Here is a 25,688-nt window from a genome sequence, read left to right as displayed (position 1 = left end):
CCGCAAGCCCAGCGTCAAGCGCCTCGCAGGCGGCCGGGATCTGCCCCGGTCAGGCGCTGGAACGACCGATTACCGCCAGCGCGTCTGTTTCGAAGATGACCTCAGCATATTTGGCCTGAAGGTCGAACAGGTTTGCATCGTGCGGGGCGGGGTGACGATCAGCGCAGGCCTCGCGCACGACGAGCGGGATAAAGCCATATTGCATCGCGTCGAGCGCGCTGGCGCGGACGCAGCCGCTGGTCGAATAGCCGGTGATCAGAACCGTATCGATGCCCTCGGCATGGAGCGTCTCGGCCAGACCCGTGCCAAAGAAGGCGCTGGGGTATTGCTTGGTGAACACTTTGTCGCCCGGCTGCGGGGTGAGTTCGGGCGGGAAAGCGCCGAGCGGCGAACCTTCGATGAAGGCCTTGAGCACCGGGGCCTTGCGGTAGAACACCCCGCCGTCCGACCCGTCGGGCTTGTACTGGACATTGGTGAACACCACCGGCACGCCTGCTGCGCGGGCCGCTGCTGCGAGGCGCACATTGCTGTCTCGCGCGGCGGCGGCGGTGTCCATGAACAGCGCCGAGTCTTCGGTGAGGTACGCCATCACCACATCGACAATCACCAGTGCCGGGCGGCTGCCGGGCTGGAGTCGCCCTTCATAGACCCCGGCGTAATTGTCCGATGCCGAAGGGTCGCTCATCAGATGATTCCTGCCTCGGCCAGTCGGGCAAGTTCATCAGTCCCCATACCGAGTCGCTCGGCAAACACCTCGGCATTGTCCTGCCCCGGCTTAGCGGGGGCAGGGCGGCGGATGGTGCTGGGGGTCTTGGAGAGCTTGGGAAAGGCGTTCTGCATCTTGATCTTGCCGCGCGCCTGCGTCTCGACCTCGATGATCGCCTCACGCGCCTGAAAATGCGGATCGGCGAGCATTTCGGGCGCGCGGTAGACCCGGCCTGCGGGGATCGAATATTCGGTCATCAGCGCATCGACCTCGTCCACCGTCAGCGTGCTGGTCCATGCATTGACCAGCACGTCCAGCTCGTCCTGATGGGTCCCGCGGGCGATATGAGTGGCATAACGCTCGTCGCTGGCAAGTTCGGGGCGGCCCATCGCCTGGCACAGCCGCGCGAAGATCGCATCGCCATTGCCGCCGATCATGTAAACGCCGTCCTTGCAGGTGTAGACGTTCGACGGCGCGATGCCCTTCAGGATTGCTCCGGTGCGTTCGCGGATCACCCCGTTGCGGTCATATTCGGGGACCAAGCCCTCCATCACCTGCAACACCGCTTCGTAAAGCGCAGAGTCCACTACCTGCCCCTCGCCGGTCTTCTCGCGGTGATGGAGCGCGGCGAGCACGCCCATGCAGCCATAGGTCGCGCACAGGGTGTCGCCGATCGAGATGCCCATGCGGGAGGGCGGACGGTCCGGCTCACCGACGATATAGCGCCAGCCGCCCATCGCCTCCCCGATCCCGCCGAAACCGGCCCGGTCGCTGTACGGCCCGTCCTGCCCATAACCCGACATGCGGGCGATGATGAGGCCAGGGTTGATGGCGTGGAGTTCGGCAGGGCTGAGGCCCCAGCGTTCCAGTGTGCCGGGTTTGAAGTTCTCGATCAGCACATCGGCCTCGGCAATCAGCCGCTTGGCGAGCGCCTGACCTTCCGGCACGCGCAGATTGCAGGTGACCGAACGCTTGTTGCGCGCGATCACTTCCCACTGCACCTTCTCGTCGCCCTGACCCCAGTTGCGCATCGGATCGCCCGCGCCCGGCGGCTCGATCTTCACCACATCCGCGCCCATGTCGCCGAGCAGCTGGCCGCAGAAGGGGCCGGCGAGGAGTTGGCCCATTTCGACGACCTTGATCCCTTGCAGGGCGCCGCTCATTCCGCTGCCTCCCGCAAGGTGGTCCACACCGGCTGGATCGGGGCAGGGAGGCCGGTTTCGGCCTCGCAATTGGCGCGCAGGGCTTCGATGCCGGGGCCATAGTCGAACAGCGGCAGATCGCCCCTGTTGGCCGACATGTCGGCGCGCAGGGCGGCAGTTGCGGCGGTGTCCACCACGCCTTCGCCATCCGCCACGACGCCATAGGCGCGCGCGCCTTCGGGGGTAACGAGGCCCTGACGGATTTCGAGGCCGACCAGTTCCGGATCGCGCGCCAGCGGGTCACCCCAGCCGCCGCCGCCCCAGGTGATGAAGTGCAGCAGATCACCCGCCTTCACCGCGACGCTCTCGACCTTGTTGCCGACGATTTCGGAGGTGCCGTCGGCCCGCTCCAGCACCTTCCTCGCCCGCGCGCCCGGATGGCCGCCATTCACGCCCCAGGGCGGCACGAACCAGCGGTCGTCATGGATCGCGATCTCGCCGTCGGCGAGGAAGCGGTAGGTCATGTGGATGCCGTTGCCGCCGCGATGCAGCCCCGCCCCGCCGCTGTCGGGCGCGGTCGAGTAACGCTCGATGCGCAGCGGGAAGTAGCGTTCGAGGAACTCGTTGGGGACATTGGTGAAGCCCGGCCACAGCGAATGCCCGTCCGGCCCGTCACCGAGGGGACGGCCCGGAATCCCGCCAAAGCCGATCTGGAACAGCTGGAACCAGTCGCGCGTCCCATCCTCGCGCGCGTCCCAGCCCGAATAGAACAGGTGCGGGGAGGAGGAGAAGCCTGCGGCGTTGAGGAATTCCGGCGTCTTCTGCCCGAGCAGCCCGCCGAGAATGTCGAAGATCCGGCCCAGCGCATGGGTGCGGCCCGAAAGCGCGGCGGGGAAGTGCGGCTTCAGCAGCGAGCCTTCGGGAATGCGCACCTCGATCAGATCGTAGAACCCGTCATTGAACAGGATCTGCGGATCGAAGACCATGATCATGTAGATGCCGAAGAACATCTTGAACATGTTTTCATTGAGGAAAAAGTTGATCGAGGCGGCCGATTGCGGGTCCGTGCCCTCGAAATCGAGGATCACGCGGTCACCCTCGCGCCACATGGTGCAGCGGATCTTGTAGGGGCCGTAGCCCTTGCCGTCGTCGCAGATGTAATCCTCGAAGCTCACCGGTTCCTCGGCCACCGCCATCGCCAGCAGCGCCTTCATCGCGCGGTGGTTGCGCGCGAGCAGCTCCTGCGTGGCCGAGACATAGACATCGTCGCCGAAGCGGTCGGCCATCTCGATCACGCGGCGCGCGGCGACGCGGCACGAGGCGATCAGGGCGTTGAGGTCCGCCTGACACCAGTCGGGCTTGCGGGTCTGGTGCATCACCAGCTTCATCAGGTCTTCGTTATATTCGCCGCGCTTCCAGATCTTGACGGGGGGGATGCGCACGCCTTCCTCGAAGATCGAGGACGCGCCGATCGGCATCGAACCCGGCACGCTCCCGCCGATGTCGCTCTGGTGGCCGAACATCGCAGTGTAGGCGAGCAACCGCCCGTCCTTGAACACCGGGAGCAGCACCAGCCAGTCGTTCGAGTGGCTGATCGCGCCGCCGCAGGAATAGGGATCGGACAGGAAGATCATGTCCCCGTCCTCGATCGTGCCGTCATAGCTTTGCAGGAAGCCGTCGATGAAGCTGCCGAACTGGCCGACGATCATTTTGCCGGCGGGATCGGAGATCAGCGGGAAGGCATCGCCCTGTTCGCGGATGCCGGGGCTCATGGCGGTGCGCACGAGGGTCGCGTCCATTTCGATGCGGGCGTTCCTCAGCGCGTTCTCGATGATGTCGAGCGTCACCGGGTCGATTGCGACCTTGGCAAAAGGAGTGGTGTTGGGTTCGATGATGCGAGCCGGCATGGTCTTAGCCCTCCGCCTTGAGAGTAATCAGAATGTTGCCGACTGCGTCGACCGTGGCGCGGCAATCATGTTCGACCAGCGTGGTCGAATCCATCTCGGTGATGATCGCCGGGCCTTCGATGACGTCGCCCTGACGCAAGCGGGCGCGGTCGTAGATCACGGCAGGCCGCTCCTCGCCGCCGATCCACATCACGTGGTCGCGGATCTTGGCGGCGGCGGGGTTGCCATCGCCCTTGGGGAGCTGCGCGGCGGGGAGGGCAGGGGCCTGCCCCTGCGCCACGGCGCGCAGGTTCACGATTTCATGCGGAGTATCCATGTTGAAGGTGAACAGCCGCAGGTGCTCCTCGTCGAAACGGGCGAGGATGCCTTCGATGCCGTCTGTCTGGAGAATGTCCTGCGTGATCGTCAGCGGCACCTCGAAGGCCTGCCCGGCATAGCGCACGTCGATTTCGAACAGGGATGTGATCTGGTCTTCGGGGATGCCATCGGCCAGCAATTCGCTGCGGGTTTGGGCGGCCATTTCGTCCAGCACCGCGACGAGATCGGCGATGGTGGTGTCCTTGGCGAGGCGCGAGAAGCTGCGCGCGGTTTCCGTGCGCATCCGGGTGGTGGCATCGCCCAAGGCGCAGAGCACGCCGGGCGAGACGGGCGAGATCGCCGGCCAGCTGCCCATCAGCCGCGCCACCGCATTGACATGCAGCGGACCCGCCCCGCCGAAGCCCATCAGCGCAAACTCGCGCGGGTCGTAGCCTTGCTGCACCGAGATCATCCGCAACGCGCCGAACATGTTCTCGTTGACGATGTCGATGATCCCGCGCGCGGCCTCCATCAGCGTCACGCCCAGCGCATCGGCGATGGTCTGGACCGCCGCCTTGGCGCCCTCGCGGTCGAGCTTGAAGCTGCCGCCGAGGAGGTCTTCGGGGAGGTAGCCGAGCACCACGTTGGCGTCGGTCACGGTCGGCAGCGTGCCGCCCTTGTTGTAGGCGACCGGGCCGGGCACCGCGCCCGCGCTCTCCGGCCCGACGCGCAGCGCGCCGGTGAGTTGCGGCACGTGGGCGATAGAGCCACCGCCTGCGCCCACGGTCTTCACATCCAATGCCGAGGCGCGGACCGACAGATGGCCGACCTCGGTCGTGCGTTGGCGGCGCGGCTCAAGCCCCTGGATCAGCGCCACGTCGGTCGAGGTGCCGCCGACATCGAGCGTCAGGATGTTTTCAAAGCCCGCATTCTTCGCCACCCACAACGCGCCCGTCACCCCGCCGGCGGGGCCGGACATGAGGATGTTGACGGGGTGCTCTTCGGCCTTCTGGCTGCTCATAAGGCCGCCATCGGAACGCAGCAGCGAGAGGCGGCCCTTGAGCCCCTCGGCCTCCAGCTTGGTGCGAAGGTTCGAGACATATTTCGACACCACCGGCCGCACCGCGGCATTGGCGACGGTCGAGAGGGTGCGCTCATACTCCTGCATTTCGGGCAGGACTTCGTGGGAGAGCGAGACCGGGATGCCGGGCAGTTCCTCGGCAGCGATTGCTCCAATGCGGGCTTCGTGCGCGCCGTTGAGGTAGGCGTTCATCAGGCTGACGGTCAGCGCCTCTACACGCTCGCCCTTGAGCTTGCGCAATGCGGCGCGCACCGCGTCTTCATCAAGCGGGGCGACTTCGCGGCCTTGTGCATCCATGCGCCCCGGCACTTCGACGGTATGCTCAAGCCGCGCCAAAGGCTGCGGCTTGGGCCACACGATCCACGCTGCCAGCCCGCCGGGCACATAGGAGCGCGCGATCTGCATGATGTCGCGATAGCCCTGCGTCGTCACCAGACCGACCTTCGCGCCCTTGCCTTCCAGCACTGCGTTGGTCGCCACGGTCGTCCCGTGGAGGAAGTAGGTGATGTCCTCGGCTGTGATCCCGGCCGTCGCCATGATCGCCTTTACCCCGTTGAGGATGCCTTCCGAGGAATCATGCGGGGTCGAGGGGGTCTTGTGCCGCCAGAAGGCCCCGCTCGCCTCGTCGAACAGCAGCAGGTCGGTAAAAGTCCCGCCCACATCCACACCCAGCCTGTACGTCATGCCGTTTCCTCTTGCTTATGCCGCGCGGGCGACTGCCGAGGGGAGTTCCCGCCCCAGCACGCCTGCAAACCACTTGTTGGCGGCAATCGCCGCGTCGAGATCGATGCCGTTGTTCACCCCGGAACGCTTCATCATGTAAATGAGGTCTTCCGTCGCAATGTTCCCGGTCGCCCGCGGGGCAAAGGGACAGCCGCCGAGGCCGCCCAATGAGGCGTCGAACACCCGCACGCCCGCCTTGTACGCCTCCCAGGCATTGGCAATGCCGGTGCCGCGGGTGTTGTGAAAGTGGGCGCGCATGGGGATCCGCCCTGCGAGCAATTCGCCCAGCTTGCCGAACAATTCCCCCGCTTCCCACGGCGTGCCGACGCCGATGGTGTCAGCGAGCGCGATTTCCTCAGGGGCTTCGGCGGCGAGTTCCTCGGCGATGGCGAGGACGGTGTCGTGCTTCACCGCGCCCTCGAAGGGACAGCCGAAGGCGGCGGAGATGGTGACTTGCGCGCGCAGCCCTTGTTCCCGGGCAAAACGCAGCATTTCGCGAGTTTCGGCGATGCCCTGTTCGATGGTCTGGCCCTGGTTCTTCTGCCCGAATGTGTCGCTGGCGACCACGACGCAGCCGACCTGATCGACGCCCCTTTTGCCCCCTTCGCGCGTCGCCAGCGCACGCAACACGCCGCGTTTGTTGAGCACGAGCCCGACATAGGTGCAGTCGGGATTGTCAGGCAGGCCGGCGATCACGGCTTCGGCGTCGGCCATCTGCGGCACGCGCTGCGGATGGACGAAGCTCGCCACCTCCAGCCGCCGCGCGCCATATTCGATCATCCGGTGAATCAGCGCCAGCTTCGTCTCGGTGGCGATGATGTCCGGCTCGTTCTGGAGCCCGTCGCGTGGGCCGACCTCGACGAGTTCTATCGTTTCGGGGGACATGGTGAATCGCCTGTTCCTGCTGCGAGAGCGTGGCTCACCAATTACCTAGTTTGTATACAATTGCAATCATCGTTCCGGCGTCAAGTCAGGTGGGAACAACCTGGGAGGTGACGCGTTTTTACGACCCGCCATCGTTCAGTTCATGTCCGTTTGGACCGACGGCCTTGGCAAAGGTGTGGAATGCGCGGCGCAGGTGACTGCCCATTACGGCACGCGCCCATTCGGCATCTCGGGCTTCGAATGCAGCAATCAGTTCGTCATGATCACGCGCTGACTGCCGCAAATCTTCAGGTGAATAGTTTCGGGCCGTCCGCAGCACCACCGGAGCTTCGACCAGCTTGGCCAATAGTTGGCCCAGCCGGGGCGAGTGGGCCGCATCGATGATCACCTCATGGAAAGCGCGGTTGGCATCAAGGAAGCGCGCTACATCGGGCTGCTGTTGATCTGTCGCACCTTTCAACTCCTGATTGATGACCTCAAGATTGGCGAGTTGCTCTCGAGAAAGTCGAAGCGCTGCTCGCTCTGCGGCGTGACATTCGAGCATCTGCCTGAGCGCGAACATTTCTTCGATATCGTCGCGGCTCCAGTCGGCCACGAACAACCGCTTGGTGTCCGACCGCACCAGAAGCAATTCATCCTCCAGCCGTCTCACAGCTTCGCGCACAGGGGTGCGACTGACCCCAGTGATCTGGGACAGTTGATCTTCGGTGAGCTGTTCGCTGGGCTTTACTGCCCCGCTCAAGAGGTGGGCGCGAATCTTGGCATAGGCCTGTTCCGAAGCGCGGCTCATCGGCAACGGGCTTTCGGGGTGAAGCGGGGGAGGGGTTTCATCATGCCTCTCTCAATCTATGGCAGTGACCCACTGACGGGAAGTCCTGCGGCACCAAAAACACACCTCGTTGTGCCATCCTCACACTTTTAGGGAAAGCACTTGACGGACGCTATTTGTATACAATAACGCAGCCTGCAAAGGCAACAGGGGAGTTTGCCGTGCGACGCAGTGAGGCCGCCGAGGCAATCACGATCGATGAGTTGGAGGCGCAGGCCGCACCGCGTGGAATGCGCCTGCGTGGACGTCGCTCCTTGTGGCATCGCGCAAGCGCGCGGGCAGAAATCACTTATTCCAATCCTACTGCACCGAACTGCCTGTCACTGACTGCCTCGGTTTTCATCGCTTCGCCGCTGACGCCGAAGCCCTCATCCTATCCGGTTTAGTATCCTCTCGATCCCTTTCAGGAGAGCCGTTCCATGAATATCCGTTTGGTTCTTGCCTCTGGCGCGGCTCTTGGCGCCATTGCTTTTTCTTCCCCCGCCCTGGCGCAGGATGCGCCCAGTGATCCGGTTGCCGAAGAGGAGCAGCCGGGCGGTATCGTCGTCACTGCTCGCCGTCAGTCAGAAAGCCTGCAGGATGTCCCGGCTGCCGTCACCGTGTTCGGTGCCGAGACCCTCGCCAAGACGGGTGTCCAGCGTGCGGATGATTTCATTCAGCTGACGCCTGGCGTTACCATCGTCACCGGTACTGCCGAGGCGGGCGACACGCAGATCAACATCCGCGGCATCAACGGCGCGCGCGACGCGGAAAGCTCGGTTGCGTTGGTGGTGGACGGCATCCTCAAGACCAACACGGCGCAGCTTAACCAGAACCAGGGGACGCTGCGGCAGGTCGAAATCCTGAAAGGCCCGCAGGGCGCCCTCTATGGTCGCAACGCGGCGGCAGGGGCGATTGTGCTCCAGACGCTGAAGCCCGGCAATCGGCTTGAGGGCGGGATGCTGGTGCGTGCGGCACGGGACAATACCTATCTCGCCAACGGCTACATCTCGACCCCGATCGGTGACAATGCGGGGCTTGTCGTCTCGGGCAACTACTCGACCACCGACGGCTTCTTCCGCAACCGCTTTCTCGGCAACTCGAAGACTATCGATGATCAGGAGGTCTGGGGCGTCGACGCGCGCTTTGTAGCTGATCTTGGCCCCAATACGGAGCTCGATCTAAAGGCACGATACGCCGATCTGACCGGCGCCTCGATCAACTACAACACGAGCTTCCATCTGCCCAACTTCGCGGGCGTGGATCCGGCCTTTTTCGAGGATGTGAATACGCACCCGTTCGGCTTCTATTCGAACATCCGCCCCACCAATGACCAGACCACCTTCGAGGCCTCTGCCAAGATCGAGCACCAGTTCGAAAGCATGACGCTGACCGCCTGGGCGCTTTACAGCGATGTCGACCAGTCGCTGACTGCCGATGGCACTTCAGCCGATTTTGCGCGCTTCACCTTTCCTGGAGCGACGCCGGCTTCTGTGGCTGCCTCCAATGCCTGCTTTGCCAGTACCGCGCAGCTGACTGGCTTCCCGCTCAACGCACCGACCTTTATCGGTCAGACGCCCATTCCGTTCATTTTCGATCCGGCTACGGGGTCAACTTTTGGCGGCTTTAGCCCGACGACCTGTGACGGTACGCAGTACCAGACCCGCAGCCAGAGCGACATCAGCGCTGAAATCCGTCTTGCTTCTAACGGTGATGGCGACGTCAATTGGCAGGTCGGGGCCTATTACCTCCATATCGACCGTGAGGTAGGCGTGAGTCTTGGTGCAGACCTTGGGCGCGGCGTTATCCGCCGCCTCTACAATGCGCCGGACAGTGACAATCCGACCACACAGCTCTACAACGATGCCTTCAAGACCGATGTCTACGCTGTCTTTGCCTCGATCGACGCGGATCTGACCGACCGCTTCCATGTCGGTTTTGCCGGTCGTTATGACATCGAGGATCGGCGCGTGCGCAGCCTCGTGCCGGCGGTATTCGATCCTTTCACCGGTGGCCCGATCAATCCCGGCCAGCAGGTCGTGAACGGCGCGGTGCAGCCGCTTGGCCCGCAGTCACAAACCTTCCGGCAATTCCAGCCCAAGCTGTCGCTGCGGTATGAGTTGACGCCCGACATCAACCTTTACGGCAACTGGGGTATCGGTTTCAAATCGGGTGGGTTCAACAACCAGGGCTCCGCCGCGATCGTCGATCAGTCGTTCAACCAGTTCATTGGGACCAACGTGTTGATCGAAGACCAGTACCGCAAGGAAGTCTCAAATGCCTTCGAAGCGGGGATCAAGGGTAGTCTTGTCGATGGCGCGATCACTTTCGACCTTGCCACTTACTACACCAATGTCGAGGATATGCAGTTTTTCGAATTCTTCGTCGGCGGCTTCGGCCTGCTCCGCGTGGTTTCGAACATTGACGAGGTTGAGCTCTACGGTGCCGAACTCAACCTGACCGCGAAGATACTTGAAGGCTGGACCGTGTTCGGTTCGGCCAACGTGACCGAAAGCGAAATCAAGGCCAATGCGTCGCGCCCGGTGACAGTTGGCAACAAGTCGCCGCACACCGCCGATTACACCATCAACCTCGGCACGCAGATCGATCTGCCGATCAATGACACCATCGATTTCGTCACCCGTGCCGATTACCGCATTACCGGCCCGACGTGGTTCCACACCTTGCAGGACGATCCCAACCCGACCCTTTTCAGCGGACTGCTGCCCGGATCGGCGCTGGCCCTGCCGGCCTTCGTGGGCGACGCGGACTACTCGGTGACGCAGCGCGATGCCTTCGGGATTGTCGATATGCGTATCGGGTTCGAGAGTGATCGCTGGTCGGTGATCGCCTATGCCGAGAACCTGTTCAACGAGAAGTACCTCAACGAGGTCATTACTGCGGTCGAGTTCGGCGGTTCGTTCATCTCGCCCGGTGGGCTCCAGCGGTTCGGCATCGAGCTCGGTTACAAGTTCTGATTCCCGAGCCCTTCGGGCGTCGCACAAGGGAACAGAATTGAGGCGCGCGGGGGTCCCTTTGCCCCGCGCGCCTCTTTCATTGCGTTTTCGGCGATCCTGATCAGGTCAGCCGAGCGAAATTGGCGACCCCGGGAGCGGCCGTGCGCTGGATGGGAGCTTCGCTGGTGGGCATGGCAGATCCCGGTGCGAGATCAACCAGCGCGGTGGAAACCCTCGCAACTTCCTTCTGTGCGAGCGAATAGAACACCAGTTTGGCGTCCTTGCGGGTGTCCACCAGCCCCGCCTTGCGCAGCACGCCGAGCTGTTGCGACAGGCCCGGCTGGCTGATCCCCGTCGCCTGTTCCAACTCCCCGACATTGCGTTCGCCCCCCGATAGTGTCGTCAAGATGCGCCAGCGCAGCGGGTGCGCGAGGGCCTTGAGCGCCTCGATGAGTGTATCGTCGGCCATCAATCCTGCCTCTCGTGTTCGCGCAGGAACCAGCTGGTGGCGTCCTCGGCATCGAAGACTTCATCCAGATTATGGATCGGCGGGTTGAGCAGCGGCTCGCCGGGATGCCAATTGGCTGGCGCCAGCGCGCCATGCGCGTCGATGGCCTGAAGTCCGTCGAGGATGCGAAGCATTTCGGGGACTGAACGCCCGAGATTTGCCGGGTAGCAGTTCATGGCCCGGATGACGCCCTTGGGGTCGATAAAGAAAGTCGTGCGCACTGTGGCGCTGTCGCTGTCCTGCGCTGAGACCATGCCGAAGGCGCGGCCGATCACGAGTGTGGGGTCCTCGACGATGGGAAAGCGAACCTCGACGCCGAAGCGGTCGCGGATCATCCTGAGCCAGGCAAAATGCGAGAACAGACTGTCCACCGACAGCGCCATCAGCGCGCAGTCACGCGCTTCGAAGGCCGCCGCCTCACGGGCGAGGGCGACGAACTCGGTGGTGCAGACCGGGGTGAAATCCGCCGGATGCGAAAACAACACCAACCAGCGCTTGCGGAAGGTTGAAAGGCGCACCGGACCGATCGTGCTGCGCGCCTCGAAATCGGGCGCGAAGTCCCCGATCCTGAGGCCGGAGCACGGGGGTGAATTGGCAATGGCTGTATCCATGCCGCATTCATAGCACTTGACTTCAGGATTGCAATACATATACACAATTTATGAAAATAAATGGAGATGTCCCGTGACACAGAGTGATATTGTTCTGCAACTGGCGACCGAGCAGGTGTTGCGTGCCGGCCAGGATCCGGCACTCCGGCCTGAAATTGCGAGTTTCTTTGACCCGGCAACCTTTACGGTTACCCACGTTGTCCATGATCCTGCGACGCTTGAGGCGGCCGTGGTTGATGCGGTGCTAGACTTCGATTCGGCGTCGGGGCGTACGTCAACAGCATCTGCTGACGCGGTGATTGATTATGTCACTTCGCAAAATCTGAAAGTGACTTGGCTGCTCGAGACCCACGCCCATGCCGATCACCTCTCGGCGGCGCCTTACCTGCAGGAAAAGATCGGCGGGAAAATCGCTATTGGTGCGGACATCACCAGGGTTCAGGCCGTGTTCGGGAAGCTGTTCAACGCCGGCACCGAGTTTGAGCGCGACGGCTCGCAGTTCGACGCCCTGTTCAAGGATGGTGACACCTTCACCATCGGGACCCTCCCGGTGACGGTCATGCATGTTCCCGGCCATACGCCCGCTTGCATCGCCTACGTTGTGGGCGAGGCGGTATTCGTGGGCGATACCATGTTCATGCCCGATTATGGCACGGCGCGCGCCGACTTCCCCGGTGGCGATGCGCGCCAGTTGTTCCGCTCGCTGCGGCGCATTCTGTCGCTCCCGCCCGAGACGCGGCTGTTCATGTGCCACGACTATCTGCCCAAGGGCCGCACAGAATACGTGTGGGAGACCACCGTTGCCGCTGAGCGCGAGGGCAATATCCACGCGCATGACGGCATTACCGAGGACGAGTTCGTGCAGATGCGAGAAGCGCGTGATGCGACGCTCGACATGCCGCGGCTGATCCTGCCGAGCGTGCAGGTCAATATGCGCGCCGGCCACATGCCGCCGCCGGATGACAATGGGGTTGTATACCTCAAACTGCCGGTTAACGCGGTATGATCCTGCCGGGCTTTCCTGATGCGGCCCCGCTGGCGGGCCTGATCGGCGGCGTGCTGATCGGGCTCGCGGCGGCGCTGATGCTAATCGGAGCTGGGCGGATCGCGGGCGTATCGGGCATTGCCGCGAGGGCCTTCGGGATCGGGTCGGGCTCGCTCCCGCGTTCGGCTGCCTTTGCCTTCCTCATCGGTCTGCCATTGGGCGCGCTGATTGTGGCGGGGTTCACGGGCGCGGCTGCGCCGAACTTTGCAGGGCCAGTGCCGCTGATTGTTGCAGGTGTCATTGTCGGCATTGGCACGCGGCTCGGTTCGGGCTGCACCAGCGGGCATGGAGTGTGCGGCATGAGCCGTTTCTCGCAGCGCTCTCTGGTCGCCACGGCGACCTTCATGGCGACCGGTTTTGCCACCGTCGCGGCAATGAATGCTTTGGGCATCGAGGTGCTGCAATGACGCGCGATCTCATCGTTTCGCTGGCCTCTGGCACGATCTTCGGCGCGGGGCTGGCGCTCGGCGGGATGACCGATCCGTCGAGGGTGCGGGGCTTTCTCGACCTGTTCGGCGCCTGGGATCCCACGCTCGCCTTCGTGATGGGCGGGGCGGTGCTGGTGATGGCGGCGGCATGGCTCATCCAGCGCCGGATGCAGCGTCCGGTGTTTGCGACAAGTTTCTCGTTGCCCGACCGCAGCGACATCACCCTCGGCTGGTCGGCGGATCGGCGCTGTTCGGAATGGGCTGGGGTATCGCGGGTTGTGCCCAGGCCCCGGCCCGTTCACCCTCGGCTGGTCGGCGGATCGGCGCTGTTCGGAATGGGCTGGGGTATCGCCGGGTTGTGCCCAGGCCCCGGGTTTGCGGCGTTGGCGATTGAACCTGTCTCAGCGGCGATCTTCGTGGCTGCCATGCTTGGCGGAATGCTGCTGGTACGGCTTATGGAAGGAAATGCCTGATGGAACTCAAGGTGATCGACGATACCCTTGCGGTGGCCGCGCAAATGCAGCCCGAAGAACTGGCCGCGCTGGCCGGAGAAGGCTTTGTCGCCGTGATTTGCAACCGCCCGGACGGTGAGGAGCCGGGCCAGCCGATGCTTGACGACATGCGCGCAGCCGCGCAGGCGGCGGGGCTCGCGTTCCACCACATCCCCGTCAGCGGAGGCCTGTTCCCGCCCGCCTCGGTCGCCGCCTTCGGCGCGATCCGGCGCGGCACGCAGGGCAAGGTGCTGGCCTATTGCCGCACCGGAACCCGCGCCGCGACACTCGACGCGCTCGCCAATGTTCACGGCCTGAGCGTCCCCGAACGCCTCAACCGCGCGGCTGCGGCGGGATATGACTTGTCGGCCCTCGCCGACCGAATGAACAGCGCCGCCTGACGGCGCTAGGGAGGGGGTCGGACATGAGCACCACCAGACACACCGTCGTCGTCATTGGCGGCGGCGCGGCGGGGATCGCCACCGCGGCCTCGATGCTGAAGCGCCGCCCGGGGCTCGACATCGCGATCGTCGAGCCGTCCGATACCCACGCCTATCAGCCCGGCTGGACGATGGTGGGCGGAGGCGTGTTCGATGTCGCCACCACCACGCGCCCGATGGCGAGCGTGATGCCGAGGGGCGTCACCTGGGTGAAGCAGGCCTGCGCCGGTTTCCAGCCCGACAACAATACCGTGACTCTCGGCGACGGCAGCACGCTGACCTATGAGGTGCTGATCGTCGCCCCGGGTATCCGGCTGGCGTGGGAGAAAATCGAGGGGCTCGAGGCGACCCTCGGCCAGAATGGCGTCACCTCAAATTATCGCGCTGATCTGGCGCCCTACACCTGGGAGCTGGTGCAGCGCACCAAGTCGGGCAGGGCGATCTTTACCCAGCCGCCGATGCCGATCAAATGCGCAGGCGCTCCGCAAAAGGCGATGTATCTGGCCTGCGACCACTGGCACCGCAACGGCGTGCTGGGTGATATTGACGTCCAGTTCCACACGGCCGGTGCCGTCTTGTTCGGCGTGGCGGATTATGTTCCGGCGCTGATGCGCTATGTCGAGAAATACGGCATCAATCTGGAACTCGGCAGCAATCTGATCGCGGTCGATGGCCCTGCGCGGCAGGCGACCTTCAAGACCGCCGAGGGCGAGGAAAACGTCAGCTTCGACATGCTCCACGTCGTCCCCCCGCAGGTCGCCCCGCAGTTCCTTGCCGACAGCCCGCTCGCAGCGGAAAGCGGCTTTACCGACGTTGATCAGCATACGCTCCAGCATGTGCGCTGGCCCAATGTCTTCGGACTTGGCGATGCTGGGTCGATGCCCAATGCCAAGACCGCCGCTGCCGCGCGCAAGCAGGCGCCGGTGGTGGCGGTCAACGCCCTGCGCCAGCTTGACGGCAAGGGGCCGACGGCGGGCTATGACGGTTATGGTTCCTGCCCGCTCACGGTCGAGCGTGGCAAGATCGTGCTCGCCGAATTCGCCTATGGCGGCAAGCTTGCGCCCAGTTTCCCGACATGGCTGGTCGACGGCACCCGGCCTGCGCGCCTGTCATGGATGCTCAAGGCCGATCTTCTGCCGTGGCTCTACTGGAACGGGATGCTCAGGGGCCGCGAATGGCTCGCCGGTCCCGGCGGGTTGATCGCGCAATAGAGGCCATTCGATGTTGCAACGCTACTTCCCGATCCTCGAATGGGGGCGCAGCTATGATCGGCCCGCGCTGACCAGTGACCTGATGGCGGCGGTGATCGTCACCATCATGTTGATCCCGCAGAGCCTTGCCTATGCGATGCTGGCGGGACTGCCGCCGGTTGTCGGCCTCTACGCCTCAATCCTGCCGCTGTTCGCCTATGCCATCTTCGGGACGAGCCGGACGCTGGCAGTCGGCCCGGTGGCGGTGGTTTCGCTGATGACGGCGAGCGCGGCCGGAGCGGTCGCGGTGCCGGGGACGGCGGAATATTGGGAGGCGGCGATTACCCTTGCCGCACTGTCGGGCGTGATGCTGGTGGTGCTGGGGCTGCTGCGACTGGGGTTCCTCGCCAACCTGCTGAGCCACCCGGTGATCAGCGGGTTCATTTCCGCCAGCGGCGTGCTGATCGCCACGAGCCAGTTGAAGCACATCCTCGGCGTCAAGGCCGGGGGCGAGACCTGGCCGGAGATGCTCTCCGGTCTGGCAAGCAATTTCGGCAGCATCAACGCCGCAACCCTTGCCATCGGCATTCCGGCGACGCTGTTCCTGTTCTGGGTGAGGAAGGGGCTGAAGCCCGCGCTTCAGAAGCTGGGCCTTTCCCCCCGCGCCGCCGACATGAGCGCCAAGGCCGGGCCGGTGGCGGCGGTGGCGCTGTCGATCCTCGCGGTGATCGGTTTCGGGCTGGAGGCGCGGGGCGTCTCGATCGTGGGCAGCATCCCGCAAGGCCTGCCGCCCTTCATGCTGCCCTCTGCCGACCTTGCGCTGATCGAGGCGTTGTGGGTACCCGCCCTGCTGATTTCGGTCATCGGCTTTGTCGAAAGCGTCTCTGTCGCGCAGACTCTCGCGGCCAAGCGGCGTCAGCGGATTGCGCCGGATCAGGAGTTGATCGGGCTGGGGGCCTCGAACATCGCTTCGGCGCTGTCGGGCGGCTATCCGGTGACGGGCGGCTTTGCGCGCTCGGTGGTGAATTTCGATGCGGGCGCGCAGACTCCCGCGGCGGGGGCCTTCACCGCCGTTGGCATTGCGCTCGCCAGCCTGTTTCTCACCCCGCTGCTCTACAGCCTGCCCAACGCAACGCTGGCCGCGACGATCATCGTGGCGGTGCTCAGTCTCGTGGATTTCAAGACCCCGCGGCTGCTCTGGGCCTATTCCAAGGCCGATTTCGCCGCCCACGCCGCGACCATCGGCGTCACCTTGCTGGCGGGTGTGGAGATGGGCGTGATTGCGGGCGTCGCGGTCGGCCTCCTGCTTTATCTCTGGCGCGCCAGCCGTCCCCATGCCGCGATTGTCGGCCGGGTGCCGGGCACCGAACATTTCCGCAATGTCGAGCGCCACAAGGTGCTGACCCTGCCGCACCTGCTCACCATCCGCGTCGACGAAAGCCTGACCTATCTCAATGCGCGCTGGCTGGAGGAATATGTCCTCGAACAGGTCGCCGAGCGCCCGACCCTGCGCCACGTGGTGCTGATGGCGAGCGCGGTCAATGCGATCGACGCCTCGGGGCTCGAAAGCCTCGAAGCGATTAACCACCGGCTGGAGGATGGCGGAATCCGCCTGCACCTTTCCGAAGTGAAGGGGCCGGTGATGGATCGCCTCAAGCGCAGCCATTTCCTCGACGATCTGTCGGGCAAGGTGTTCCTGTCGCAGGATAGCGCCTTTGCCGAACTCGCCAATGATACGGGCGAAGAGGCACCTGCGCCGCTTTCGGACGAGGCGCGCGGACTCATCTGAGCCGCTGCGTCACCAAACACTTTTGAAAAATCGGAAAGTGATTCTGCTGAAACGGCCTTTTTTCTGTGCAGATTCGCGCCAATTCCCGATCATGCGCGAGATAATGAAAAATCGATTTCATAAACCGAGTAATTGAATTATACGCGGCTCACGCTGGCTGCTACACCGATGCCACTCAAGCAAAGGAGCCCAAGACATGAGCCTGCACATCGGCGATACCGCCGCGGATTTCTCCGTCGACACCACTACCGGCCCGATTTCCCTGCACGACTGGGCGGGCGAAAGCTGGGTGTTCTTCTTCAGCCACCCGGCGGACTTCACCCCGGTCTGCACCACCGAAATGGGCATGACCGCGCGCCTTGCCGCCGAGTTCGAGAAGCGCAACTGCAAACCGCTGGGTCTTTCCACTGACACGGTCGAGGAGCACCTCGAATGGGTAAAGGATGTGGACGAGACGCAGGGCGTTACCCTGACTTTCCCGATTGTGGCCGACCCCGATCTGGAAATCGCCAAGCTCTACGACATGATCCACCCCGATCAGTCCGAAACGGCGGCAGTGCGTTCGGTGTTCATCATCGACCCGGCCAAAAAGATCCGCCTCACCATGACCTATCCGATGAGCGTCGGGCGCAATTTCGACGAGATTCTGCGGGTGATCGACAGCCTGCAGCTCGCCGACAAGGCGCGGATCGCCACCCCTGCCGACTGGCGTCCGGGCGACAAGGTGATCATCCCGCCGTCCATTCCCGACGAAAAGGCGAAGGAAATGTTCCCGCAGGGCTTCGAGACGATCAAGCCCTACCTGCGGCTCGTCGAGGTCGCCTGATTCTCTCCTCCTGTGCACCGCCGGACATCCCCCCGTCCGGCCCCCAGTCCGGCGGTGCAACCCTTTTCGCTTCCAATCGTATATCCGGTGCAGCCATTGCAATTGATCGGTGCTGCCAAGGGATTAGCTGCTGACCATGTTTGACAATCTCGACGCCTTGCTGCTCGCGCGGATCCAGTTTGCCTTCACGGTGAGCTTCCATTTCTTCTTCCCGGCCTTTTCGATCGGGTTGGCGAGCTATCTCGCTGTGCTGGAGGGGCTGTGGCTCAAGACTGGCAAGAGCGTCTATCTTGATCTGTTCAAATACTGGCTGAAGATCTTCGCGATTGCCTTTGCGATGGGCGTGGTCTCGGGGATCGTGATGTCCTACCAGTTCGGCACCAACTGGTCGGTGTTCTCGGACAAGGCAGGGCCGGTGATCGGCCCGTTGATGGCTTACGAGGTGCTGACGGCCTTCTTCCTTGAAGCGGGTTTCCTGGGCGTGATGCTGTTCGGGATGAACAAGGTCGGCAAGAAGCTGCACTTCGCCGCCACGCTGATGGTGGCGTTGGGCACTTTCGTTTCGGCCTTCTGGATCCTTAGCGTCAACAGCTGGATGCAGACCCCGACGGGGTACTTCATCGGCGATAACGGCCAGTTCATGCCGGGCGAGAGTTGGTGGGACATCGTGTTCAATCCGAGCTTCCCCTATCGCCTCGTCCACACAGTGATGGCAGCATATTTGACGACCGCCTTCGTCGTCGGCGGGGTGGGGGCCTGGCACCTCCTGAAAGACCGCGCCAACCCCCACGCGCGAAAAATGTTCTCGATGGCGATGTGGATGGCCGCCATCGTCACGCCCTTGCAGATTTTCGCCGGCGACATGCACGGCCTCAACACGCTCGAACATCAGCCCGCCAAGGTGATGGCGATGGAGGGGCACTACCAAAGCCACCCCGAAGGCGCGCCGCTGATCCTGTTCGGCATCCCCGATTCCGAGGCTAAGACGGTGCGTTATGCGATCGAAATCCCTAAGGCCTCGTCCTTCATCCTGAAGCATGACTGGGACGCGCCGCTCGCCGGGCTCGACACCATCCCTGATGACGAGGAACCGCCGGTCGGGATGGTGTTCTGGAGCTTCCGCATCATGGTCGGCATCGGCTTTGCGATGCTGGGGATCGGGCTGTGGAGCCTGTGGGCCCGGGTGCGCGGGCGGCTGTATGATATGCCGTGGCTGCACCGCGCCGCTGTGCTGATGGGGCCTTCCGGTTTCGCCGCCGTGCTGGCCGGCTGGATCACCACCGAAGTCGGGCGCCAGCCTTATGTGATATATGGCGTATTGCGAACGGCTGACGCGGCCAGCCCGCTTGATGCGCCTGCGGTGGCGGCCTCGCTGCTGGCCTTCATCCTGGTCTATTTCACTGTCTTCGGGATCGGCGTCTGGTACATCCTCAAGCTGATGGGCAAGGCCCCGCACGCGGGTGAGTACGGCGTCAAGCGCGGCGATGTCGGCCCGATCCGCACTGCCGGCATCACCCCGGGGCCAACCCAGAACCCGGGCGGCGCCGAGACCCTCCCCGCCGCCAAGCCCGTTGAAAAGGAGCCAGTGTGATGGACTTGACCGTCATCTGGGCCTTCATCATCGCCTTCGCAGTCTTCGCCTATGTGGTGATGGACGGCTTCGACCTCGGCATCGGTATCCTCTTCCCCGCTTTCGCCGTCGGGCGTGAACGCGACCGGGCGATGAACTCCATCGCGCCGGTGTGGGACGGGAACGAGACCTGGCTGGTGCTGGGCGGAGGAGGGCTGTTTGCCGCCTTTCCGCTGGCCTATGCCGTGATCCTGCCGGCAACCTATCCGCTGATCATCGCCATGCTGCTTGGCCTTGTGTTCCGGGGTGTTGCTTTCGAATACCGCTGGCGCGATCCCTCGCATCAGAGGTTTTGGGACATGGCCTTCACTGGCGGAAGCTTTGTAGCGGCGCTGGCACAGGGGATGACGCTCGGCGCGCTACTTCAGGGGATCGAGGTGGTGGATCGCGCCTATGCGGGCAGCTGGTGGGACTGGCTTACGCCTTACACGCTGCTCACCGGCCTTGGCACGGTTGCGGGCTATGCGCTGCTGGGTGCGGCCTGGCTGATCTGGAAACTGGACGGTGACGAGCAGGCCCACGCGCGAACACTGGCGATCCGGTGGGGCGCCGCGACCATCGTGCTGATGGGTGCCGTCAGCCTCTACAACATCGCACTGAAGCCGGAATATGCCGCGCGCTGGCTGACCGCGCCGGAGATCTACTGGGTTGCACCGGTGCCGATCATTACCGCGATCGTTGCGCTGTCGATGCTGCGGGCGATCCTGAAAGACCGCAATTCCAAGCCCTTCTGGCTCGGCATCGCGCTGTTCTTTCTCGGTATGAGCGGGCTGGGGGTGACGATCTGGCCCTATGTCGTGCCGCCCGGCGTCACCATCTGGGACGCCGCAGCGCCGGAACGCAGCCAGATTTTCATGCTGGTGGGCGTGGCGCTGACGATGCCGCTGATCATCGGCTACACGATCTGGGCTTACTGGGTGTTCAGAGGGAAAGTTGCTGACGAAGGTTACCATTGATGCTGATGCCGCCTGAGCGCGAGCCTGAAGGCCCCTTATGGCAGCGCCTCCTCTGGATGGCGGGTATCTGGGCGGCGAGCGTCGCCGTGCTGGGCGCGGTTGCCTATGTCATCCGCCTGTGGATCGCCCCCTGATGGTCAAGGTCTGGTATGACGGCGCCTGCCCGCTATGCCTGCGCGAAATCGCGCTGATGCGGCGGCTTGACCGGCGAGGAAGCATCACCTTCGTCGATGTCGCCGCCGATGCCGACCCTTCCTGCCCGATCGACCGCGCGAAGTTGCTCGCCCGCTTCCATGCCGAGGAGGACGGAGTGGTGCATTCTGGCGCGGCGGCTTTTGCAGCGATGTGGCGCGCGATTCCCTTGCTGCGCCCGGTAGGGCTTGCGGCCCGGAATCGCACTGTTCTGCGCATTCTGGAGGCGGCCTATGTCCGCTTCCTGCGCATACGCCCCCGGCTGCAACGCTTCTTCGCTTAGAAAGCCCTTGCCCTGACGCGCCGCATCGGCTGATCTCCCGCGCAAACACAAACGGGAGAGAACGCCGCCATGAGCAATTTCGGCGCGATGCAGAACGAGATCTACAATGCCGGATTGCGCGGCATCCTGCCGACCTTCCCGGTCGATTTCGCCACTTTGGAAATGCGCGCGCACGAGGCGTTGGGGCCGATGCTCACCAATTATGTCGCGGGCGGCTGCGGGGACGAACATACGCAGGACCAGAACGCCGCCGCCTTCCACCACTGGGGGATGGTGCCGCGCATGATGGTTGATTGTTCGGTGCGAGATCTCAGCATCGAATTGTTCGGCCACCGCTACCCGACGCCCTTGTTTATGGCTCCGATCGGCCTTAACGGCGAGGCCTCGCAGGACCGCCACGGCGATATGGCCGCCGCGCGCGCCTCGGCGCTGACGGGGGTGCCGTTCTGCGCCTCTACGCTCGCGAACGATCCGCTGGAGGACGTGAAGGCGGCTTGCGGCGATACGCCCGCGTGGTTCCAGCTCTACACGCCTAAGAACAGGGAACTGGCAACGAGCCTGATCCGCCGTGCCGAGGATGCGGGTTACAAGGCGCTGGTGGTGACGCTCGACACCTGGGTGACAGGCTGGCGGCCCCGCGATCTCAACGCCTCGAACTTTCCGCAGCTGCGCGGCAAGGTGCTGCAGAACTACTTTACCGATCCGGTGTTCCGCTCGCTGCTCGCCAAGCCGCCGGAAGAAGACCCGGCTGCAGCGATCTTTACCTGGGCTGCAACCTTCGGGCAGGTGCTGACCTGGGAGGATATGGCGTGGTTCAAGACCGTCACCAAACTGCCCGTTGTCCTCAAAGGCATCTGCCACCCCGACGACGCCCGCCGCGCAGTCGATCACGGGGCTGACGCTGTCTATTGCTCCAACCACGGCGGGCGGCAGGCGAATGGCGGGATTGCGACCATCGACTTGCTGGAGGACGTGGTACAGGCTGCGGGTAACACGCCCGTCCTGTTTGACAGCGGGATCCGTTCCGGCACGGACGCGGTCAAGGCTCTCGCCATGGGTGCGCGCGCAGTCGGGGTGGGGCGACCTTATACTTACGGACTTGCGCTCGGCGGTGCGGAAGGCGCTGCCTGGGTGTTACGATCGATCCTCGCGGAGGCGGATCTGCTGATGGCCGTTAACGGTTATCCGACGCTTGCCGATGTGCGCATCGCGGGGGTGAGGCGCACTGATCGCTAAGCCACAGATGTAACACCTGTTAACTACATTTGCTCTGTGTTTTCCACAGGAATCGGGTTAGTATGCTTGCATAAACAAGATCCGAATCGGGGACGCGATCAATGGCAAGACCAACTATCTGGTCCAGTGGGCCGGATCCCATGCGCCGGACTGTCTGCATCCATGACGAACATTCGCGCCGCGCGCGCTATGGGCGTATCCAGCCGATGGAATCGCGCCAGTCGATCCTCGCAAGGATTGCGAGCCTGATTGGCTGACGTGTCGGGCGGCGCTATCCGCCGGCCTTGGCCAGCATCACCAGCTTGGTATCGGTGAAAGCGAGATAGCCTTCCTCGCCGCCCTCCGATCCGAACCCGCTGTCGCCGATGCCGCCAAAGGGCGTTTCGGGTGACGAGACGATCAACTGGTTGATCCCGACCATCCCGGCTCTGAGGCTCCCGGCGAGATAGTGCGCTTCGTCGAGATCGCCGGAAAAGGCATAGGCAGCAAGGCCATAGCGAAGCCCGTTGGCAATCCTGACCGCGTCTTCGATCGTGTCGAAGGGGACAATGCCCGCGATCGGTCCGAAAGGCTCCTCGGTCATGAAGCGGCTGTCGGCGGCGGGGTTGGCGATGACGGTAGGCGGGAAAAAGAAGCCCTTTCCGCCCAGTGCCTTGCCTCCGGTGACCACTTCGCCGCGGTTCCCCCCGGCATCGGCAACCACCTGCTCCATCGCGGCGATCCGGCGGCCATGGGCGAGGGGGCCCATATCCACGCTCTCATCCGCGCCCGGGTCGCCGACCTTGAGCTTGCTGGCGCGTTCCGCGAACTCGGCGACGAAGCGATCATAGACTTCCTTGGCAACCAGAAAGCGGGTGGGCGATACACAGACCTGCCCGGCGTTGCGGAACTTGGTGCTTGCGCACATTGCCACTGCGCGTTCCAGATCGGCATTTTTGCTCACGATAACAGGAGCATGGCCGCCAAGTTCCGGTGCGAAACGCTTCATGTGACTGGCCGCCAGCGCACCGAGCTGCTTGCCCACTGCGGTCGATCCGGTGAAGCTGACCTTGCGGGTGACGGGTGAGGCGATGAGGTGCTCGGCAATCGGGCCGGGATCGCCGTGGACGAGGTTGAGCACGCCCGCCGGCACACCTGCGTCGACAAAGCATTCGACCAGCAATTGCGCCGAAACCGGGGTATTTTCAGCAGGTTTGAAGATCGCCGTGCAGCCGGCCGCGAGCGCGCCGCCGATCTTCTTGGCAGGCAGGTTGACCGGGAAATTCCATGGCGTCAGCAGCACCGCAGGGCCGATGGGCTCATGTGTTACCATCTGTGCGATCAGTTGCCCGCCACGTACCGGGATCAGCCGGCCGCCCCTGCGCTTTGCCTCTTCTCCAAGAAAATCAAGCGTATCGCAGGCCGAAAGGATTTCGCCCAGCCCTTGTGCATGGGGCTTGCCCATTTCGGCGGTGATGACCCGGGCGATGTCAGCGGCTCGCTCCCGCAGCAGATCGGCGGCGCGGCGCAGGATGGCATGGCGTTCCGCGCCCGACGTGCGGCTCCAGCCGGGGAAGGCGTCATCGGCTGCCTTGAGCGCCGCGTCGAGCTGCGCGACGGACGCCTTGGGGCAGTGGCCCAGAACCGCGCCGGTCGCCGGGTTCACCACCGCCATTTCGCCCGCATCGCCAGCCGTGATCCACTGGCCTGCGATGAACATCTTGGGGGTGGGGTAGGCCATCATTGCAGGGTCCTCGAAGCCGGGTGGTGTTTCACGCGAAACATCGTTCTGATGGGGGTCTAACAGGGGTCTGGCAGGGGGCAAGCCCCGACCAGTCAGAGGCAAGACCCAAGCTATACTGCCACGACGTGCTGCTCAATCGCGCCAAAGATCGAGTGGTTCGCCGCGTCCCGCATCTCGATCCGCACCGTGTCCCCTGCCTGCATGAACGGCGTCTTGGGCGCGCCGCCCGTGATCGTCTCGATCATGCGGATTTCGGCGATGCAGGAATAGCCCGCGCCGCCCTCGGCCACCGGCTGGCCCGGCCCGCCATCGGCCCCCTTGTTCGAGATCGTCCCGGTGCCGATGATCGTGCCTGCACACAGGTTGCGGGTCTTGGCCGCGTGCGCCACCAGCTGCGCAAGGTTGAAGGTCGCATCCACCCCGGCATTGGCGCGGCCGAAGGGCTGGCCGTTCAGATCGACCATCAGCGGCAGGTGGATCAGTGCATCCTTCCACGCCTCGCCCAGCTCGTCAGGCGTTACCGCCACGGGCGAGAAGGCGCTGGCGGGCTTGGACTGGAAGAAGCCGAAGCCCTTTTCAAGTTCGGCTGGGATGAGGCCGCGCAAGGACACGTCGTTGACCAGCATCAGCAGCCGGATGTGCCCCGCCGCTTCCTCTGGCGTGCAGCCCATCGGCACATCGCCGGTGATGCAGGCGATCTCGCCCTCCATGTCGCAGCCCCAGGCCGGATCGCCGAGCGGAATGTCCTGCCGCGGGCGCAGGAAGCTGTCCGAGCCGCCCTGATACATCAGCGGATCGTGGTAGAAGCTCTCCGGCACCTTGGCCCCGCGCGCCTGCCGCACCAGTTCGACATGGTTGATATAGGCGCTGCCATCAGCCCACTGATAGGCGCGTGGCAGAGGGGAATGGGCCTGGCGTTCGTGGAACCGCTCGCACGGCACGGCCTCATGCTCGACATCGCGGGCGAGGACTTCGAGTTCCGGCGCGACCCGCTCCCAATTGTCGAGCGCATATTGCAGCGTCGGCGCGATGTACCCGGCGGCGCAGCAGCGGGTGAGATCCTTGCTGACCACCACCAGCCGCCCGTCGCGCGTGCCGTTGTCGAGGGTTGCGAGCTTCATTGATATGTCCTCCCGAGACGGTGTCTATGTTTGTGGTGCGTCGATCTGTCTGTCTGGATGCGCCGCGATGAAGGCGGGGAGCGCAAGGCAGGCAGCCTCGATGCGGGTCATGTGCGGACTGGCCGACAGGTCGTATTCGAAGCGCCGCGCATTCGCGAGCTGCGGGATGAGCACAATCTCGAACAGCCCCGGCGCATTCCCGTGCAGGAAGTCTCCCGTCCCCAATTGCGCCAGCCGCGCCTCCACGGGATCGAGCGTGCGCTTCAGCCAGTGGCGATACCAGACGTCGATTTCGTCCTGTGCGTGGCCGAGGGTGTCCTTGAGATATTTCAGCACCGGCAGGTTGTTGACCGCGTGGATTTCGGTCGCGATGCCATAGGCGAGTTCGCGCACCGTGTAGCGCGCCTCGATATCGGCGGGCAGGAAGGCAGGCGTCGGATAGGCCTCGTCCAGCCATTCGAGCAGCGCCATGGATTGCGCCCGGTCGCGCCCGTCCGCCTCCAGCATCGGCAGCGAGCCGAAGGGATTGCGGGCCGTGAAGGCGGCGTTCTTGTTCTCGGCGGTGACGAGATTGACGGGGACGTTCTCGAACGCCAGCCCCTTCAGGTTCAGCGCGATGCGCAAGCGGTAGGAAGTGGACGAGCGGAAGTAGCCGTAGAGTTTCATTTCTTGTTTCCCCGCACGCCGTCCGGCGCGCGAAATCCTCGCTCACG

General features: G+C 63.9%; 24 protein-coding genes. 13 read left to right on the top strand and 11 right to left on the bottom strand.

What is annotated here, in order from left to right; genetic code table 11:
* Window positions 1-49 precede the first annotated feature (49 nt).
* The 6 genes from CHX26_RS13885 to CHX26_RS13860 all read right to left on the bottom strand — a co-directional run bounded on the left by CHX26_RS13885 (window position 50) and on the right by CHX26_RS13860 (window position 7,531).
* Entirely contained in the window at window positions 50-685 is a 636-nt protein-coding gene (locus CHX26_RS13885; protein ID WP_104942879.1) for an isochorismatase family protein, read from the bottom strand.
* Window positions 685-1,869, bottom strand: a complete 1,185-nt coding sequence (locus CHX26_RS13880) for a CaiB/BaiF CoA transferase family protein (RefSeq protein WP_104942878.1) — start codon at window positions 1,867-1,869, stop codon at window positions 685-687. The genes CHX26_RS13885 and CHX26_RS13880 overlap by 1 nt, the downstream gene beginning before the upstream one ends.
* The gene (locus CHX26_RS13875) at window positions 1,866-3,755 is read right to left on the bottom strand and encodes a hydantoinase B/oxoprolinase family protein (protein ID WP_104942877.1); all 1,890 of its coding nucleotides are present in this window, start codon (window positions 3,753-3,755) and stop codon (window positions 1,866-1,868) included. The genes CHX26_RS13880 and CHX26_RS13875 overlap by 4 nt, the downstream gene beginning before the upstream one ends.
* 4 nt (window positions 3,756-3,759) lie before the next feature.
* On the bottom strand, window positions 3,760-5,817 hold the full coding sequence (locus CHX26_RS13870; protein WP_104942876.1) for a hydantoinase/oxoprolinase family protein: 2,058 nt from the start codon (window positions 5,815-5,817) through the stop codon (window positions 3,760-3,762).
* 15 nt (window positions 5,818-5,832) lie between these two features.
* Complete coding sequence (locus tag CHX26_RS13865) at window positions 5,833-6,741, bottom strand: hydroxymethylglutaryl-CoA lyase (protein ID WP_104942875.1); 909 nt, start codon at window positions 6,739-6,741, stop codon at window positions 5,833-5,835.
* Between the two features lie 118 nt (window positions 6,742-6,859).
* On the bottom strand, window positions 6,860-7,531 hold the full coding sequence (locus CHX26_RS13860; RefSeq protein ID WP_104942874.1) for a GntR family transcriptional regulator: 672 nt from the start codon (window positions 7,529-7,531) through the stop codon (window positions 6,860-6,862).
* A 458-nt stretch (window positions 7,532-7,989) separates the two neighbouring features.
* Between CHX26_RS13860 and CHX26_RS13855 the strand changes: the two genes are divergently transcribed.
* Window positions 7,990-10,527 carry a TonB-dependent receptor gene (locus CHX26_RS13855; protein WP_104942873.1) on the top strand — a complete coding sequence of 846 codons (2,538 nt, stop codon included), beginning with the start codon at window positions 7,990-7,992 and terminating at the stop codon, window positions 10,525-10,527.
* A gap of 100 nt (window positions 10,528-10,627) precedes the next feature.
* Here CHX26_RS13855 and CHX26_RS13850 read toward each other — a convergent pair whose 3' ends face one another.
* Window positions 10,628-10,975 (bottom strand): ArsR/SmtB family transcription factor, encoded by a 348-nt coding sequence (locus tag CHX26_RS13850; RefSeq protein WP_104942872.1) that lies wholly within the window; start codon window positions 10,973-10,975, stop codon window positions 10,628-10,630.
* A complete protein-coding gene (locus tag CHX26_RS13845; protein WP_104943450.1) occupies window positions 10,975-11,625 on the bottom strand; it encodes a peroxiredoxin in 651 nt (216 codons plus the stop codon). Before CHX26_RS13845 ends, CHX26_RS13850 begins: the two co-directional genes overlap by 1 nt.
* Before the next feature lie 88 nt (window positions 11,626-11,713).
* Between CHX26_RS13845 and CHX26_RS13840 the strand changes: the two genes are divergently transcribed.
* From CHX26_RS13840 to CHX26_RS13785, 12 genes are all read left to right on the top strand, one after another.
* Window positions 11,714-12,631: an MBL fold metallo-hydrolase gene (locus CHX26_RS13840; RefSeq protein WP_233997359.1), complete on the top strand. Its 918-nt coding sequence runs from the start codon at window positions 11,714-11,716 to the stop codon at window positions 12,629-12,631.
* The gene (locus CHX26_RS13835) at window positions 12,628-13,077 is read left to right on the top strand and encodes a YeeE/YedE family protein (RefSeq protein WP_104942870.1); all 450 of its coding nucleotides are present in this window, start codon (window positions 12,628-12,630) and stop codon (window positions 13,075-13,077) included. Before CHX26_RS13840 ends, CHX26_RS13835 begins: the two co-directional genes overlap by 4 nt.
* Window positions 13,074-13,571 carry a DUF6691 family protein gene (locus CHX26_RS13830; RefSeq protein WP_104942869.1) on the top strand — a complete coding sequence of 166 codons (498 nt, stop codon included), beginning with the start codon at window positions 13,074-13,076 and terminating at the stop codon, window positions 13,569-13,571. The genes CHX26_RS13835 and CHX26_RS13830 overlap by 4 nt, the downstream gene beginning before the upstream one ends.
* Window positions 13,571-13,990, top strand: coding sequence for a TIGR01244 family sulfur transferase (locus tag CHX26_RS13825; RefSeq protein ID WP_104942868.1), 420 nt, complete (start codon window positions 13,571-13,573; stop codon window positions 13,988-13,990). Before CHX26_RS13830 ends, CHX26_RS13825 begins: the two co-directional genes overlap by 1 nt.
* A 23-nt stretch (window positions 13,991-14,013) precedes the next feature.
* Window positions 14,014-15,240, top strand: a complete 1,227-nt coding sequence (locus tag CHX26_RS13820; protein ID WP_104942867.1) for an NAD(P)/FAD-dependent oxidoreductase — start codon at window positions 14,014-14,016, stop codon at window positions 15,238-15,240.
* 10 nt (window positions 15,241-15,250) lie between these two features.
* The gene (locus CHX26_RS13815; protein ID WP_104942866.1) at window positions 15,251-17,008 is read left to right on the top strand and encodes a SulP family inorganic anion transporter; all 1,758 of its coding nucleotides are present in this window, start codon (window positions 15,251-15,253) and stop codon (window positions 17,006-17,008) included.
* A 196-nt stretch (window positions 17,009-17,204) separates the two neighbouring features.
* Window positions 17,205-17,834, top strand: a complete 630-nt coding sequence (locus CHX26_RS13810; RefSeq protein WP_104942865.1) for a peroxiredoxin — start codon at window positions 17,205-17,207, stop codon at window positions 17,832-17,834.
* Between the two features lie 136 nt (window positions 17,835-17,970).
* Window positions 17,971-19,425: a cytochrome ubiquinol oxidase subunit I gene (locus tag CHX26_RS13805; RefSeq protein ID WP_104942864.1), complete on the top strand. Its 1,455-nt coding sequence runs from the start codon at window positions 17,971-17,973 to the stop codon at window positions 19,423-19,425.
* Window positions 19,425-20,420, top strand: coding sequence for a cytochrome d ubiquinol oxidase subunit II (gene cydB, locus CHX26_RS13800; RefSeq protein ID WP_104942863.1), 996 nt, complete (start codon window positions 19,425-19,427; stop codon window positions 20,418-20,420). Before CHX26_RS13805 ends, cydB begins: the two co-directional genes overlap by 1 nt.
* Window positions 20,420-20,554, top strand: coding sequence for a DUF2474 domain-containing protein (locus CHX26_RS13795; RefSeq protein WP_442956910.1), 135 nt, complete (start codon window positions 20,420-20,422; stop codon window positions 20,552-20,554). Before cydB ends, CHX26_RS13795 begins: the two co-directional genes overlap by 1 nt.
* Entirely contained in the window at window positions 20,554-20,895 is a 342-nt protein-coding gene (locus tag CHX26_RS13790; protein WP_104942862.1) for a thiol-disulfide oxidoreductase DCC family protein, read from the top strand. The genes CHX26_RS13795 and CHX26_RS13790 overlap by 1 nt, the downstream gene beginning before the upstream one ends.
* Window positions 20,896-20,964: 69 nt before the next feature.
* Window positions 20,965-22,131 carry an alpha-hydroxy-acid oxidizing protein gene (locus tag CHX26_RS13785; RefSeq protein ID WP_104942861.1) on the top strand — a complete coding sequence of 389 codons (1,167 nt, stop codon included), beginning with the start codon at window positions 20,965-20,967 and terminating at the stop codon, window positions 22,129-22,131.
* 271 nt (window positions 22,132-22,402) lie between these two features.
* Here the strand turns inward: CHX26_RS13785 and CHX26_RS13780 are convergent, their stop codons facing one another.
* The 3 genes from CHX26_RS13780 to maiA form a co-directional block, all read right to left on the bottom strand.
* Window positions 22,403-23,854, bottom strand: a complete 1,452-nt coding sequence (locus tag CHX26_RS13780; RefSeq protein ID WP_104942860.1) for an NAD-dependent succinate-semialdehyde dehydrogenase — start codon at window positions 23,852-23,854, stop codon at window positions 22,403-22,405.
* A 110-nt stretch (window positions 23,855-23,964) separates the two neighbouring features.
* Window positions 23,965-24,975 carry a fumarylacetoacetate hydrolase family protein gene (locus CHX26_RS13775; protein WP_104942859.1) on the bottom strand — a complete coding sequence of 337 codons (1,011 nt, stop codon included), beginning with the start codon at window positions 24,973-24,975 and terminating at the stop codon, window positions 23,965-23,967.
* 24 nt (window positions 24,976-24,999) lie between these two features.
* Window positions 25,000-25,641, bottom strand: coding sequence for a maleylacetoacetate isomerase (gene maiA / locus CHX26_RS13770; protein ID WP_104942858.1), 642 nt, complete (start codon window positions 25,639-25,641; stop codon window positions 25,000-25,002).
* Window positions 25,642-25,688: the final 47 nt, after the last annotated feature.

This window comes from Porphyrobacter sp. HT-58-2 (assembly GCF_002952215.1).
Classification (GTDB): Bacteria; Pseudomonadota; Alphaproteobacteria; order Sphingomonadales; family Sphingomonadaceae; genus Erythrobacter.
This window is presented reverse-complemented; position numbering and strand designations above follow the sequence as displayed.

Bases quoted from the DNA above. Each gene is read 5' to 3' on its own strand.
- CHX26_RS13795 (WP_442956910.1), top strand. From the start codon at position 20,420: ATGCTGATGCCGCCTGAGCGCGAGCCTGAAGGCCCCTTATGGCAGCGC.
- CHX26_RS13870 (WP_104942876.1), bottom strand. From the start codon at position 5,817: ATGACGTACAGGCTGGGTGTGGATGTGGGCGGGACTTTTACCGACCTG.
- CHX26_RS13780 (WP_104942860.1), bottom strand. From the start codon at position 23,854: ATGATGGCCTACCCCACCCCCAAGATGTTCATCGCAGGCCAGTGGATC.
- CHX26_RS13790 (WP_104942862.1), top strand. From the start codon at position 20,554: ATGGTCAAGGTCTGGTATGACGGCGCCTGCCCGCTATGCCTGCGCGAA.
- CHX26_RS13810 (WP_104942865.1), top strand. From the start codon at position 17,205: ATGAGCCTGCACATCGGCGATACCGCCGCGGATTTCTCCGTCGACACC.
- CHX26_RS13835 (WP_104942870.1), top strand. From the start codon at position 12,628: ATGATCCTGCCGGGCTTTCCTGATGCGGCCCCGCTGGCGGGCCTGATC.
- CHX26_RS13845 (WP_104943450.1), bottom strand. From the start codon at position 11,625: ATGGATACAGCCATTGCCAATTCACCCCCGTGCTCCGGCCTCAGGATC.
- CHX26_RS13775 (WP_104942859.1), bottom strand. From the start codon at position 24,975: ATGAAGCTCGCAACCCTCGACAACGGCACGCGCGACGGGCGGCTGGTG.
- CHX26_RS13875 (WP_104942877.1), bottom strand. From the start codon at position 3,755: ATGCCGGCTCGCATCATCGAACCCAACACCACTCCTTTTGCCAAGGTC.
- CHX26_RS13785 (WP_104942861.1), top strand. From the start codon at position 20,965: ATGAGCAATTTCGGCGCGATGCAGAACGAGATCTACAATGCCGGATTG.
- CHX26_RS13880 (WP_104942878.1), bottom strand. From the start codon at position 1,869: ATGAGCGGCGCCCTGCAAGGGATCAAGGTCGTCGAAATGGGCCAACTC.
- maiA (WP_104942858.1), bottom strand. From the start codon at position 25,641: ATGAAACTCTACGGCTACTTCCGCTCGTCCACTTCCTACCGCTTGCGC.
- CHX26_RS13820 (WP_104942867.1), top strand. From the start codon at position 14,014: ATGAGCACCACCAGACACACCGTCGTCGTCATTGGCGGCGGCGCGGCG.
- CHX26_RS13885 (WP_104942879.1), bottom strand. From the start codon at position 685: ATGAGCGACCCTTCGGCATCGGACAATTACGCCGGGGTCTATGAAGGG.
- CHX26_RS13830 (WP_104942869.1), top strand. From the start codon at position 13,074: ATGACGCGCGATCTCATCGTTTCGCTGGCCTCTGGCACGATCTTCGGC.
- CHX26_RS13815 (WP_104942866.1), top strand. From the start codon at position 15,251: ATGTTGCAACGCTACTTCCCGATCCTCGAATGGGGGCGCAGCTATGAT.
- CHX26_RS13850 (WP_104942872.1), bottom strand. From the start codon at position 10,975: ATGGCCGACGATACACTCATCGAGGCGCTCAAGGCCCTCGCGCACCCG.
- CHX26_RS13855 (WP_104942873.1), top strand. From the start codon at position 7,990: ATGAATATCCGTTTGGTTCTTGCCTCTGGCGCGGCTCTTGGCGCCATT.
- CHX26_RS13805 (WP_104942864.1), top strand. From the start codon at position 17,971: ATGTTTGACAATCTCGACGCCTTGCTGCTCGCGCGGATCCAGTTTGCC.
- cydB (WP_104942863.1), top strand. From the start codon at position 19,425: ATGGACTTGACCGTCATCTGGGCCTTCATCATCGCCTTCGCAGTCTTC.
- CHX26_RS13860 (WP_104942874.1), bottom strand. From the start codon at position 7,531: ATGAGCCGCGCTTCGGAACAGGCCTATGCCAAGATTCGCGCCCACCTC.
- CHX26_RS13865 (WP_104942875.1), bottom strand. From the start codon at position 6,741: ATGTCCCCCGAAACGATAGAACTCGTCGAGGTCGGCCCACGCGACGGG.
- CHX26_RS13825 (WP_104942868.1), top strand. From the start codon at position 13,571: ATGGAACTCAAGGTGATCGACGATACCCTTGCGGTGGCCGCGCAAATG.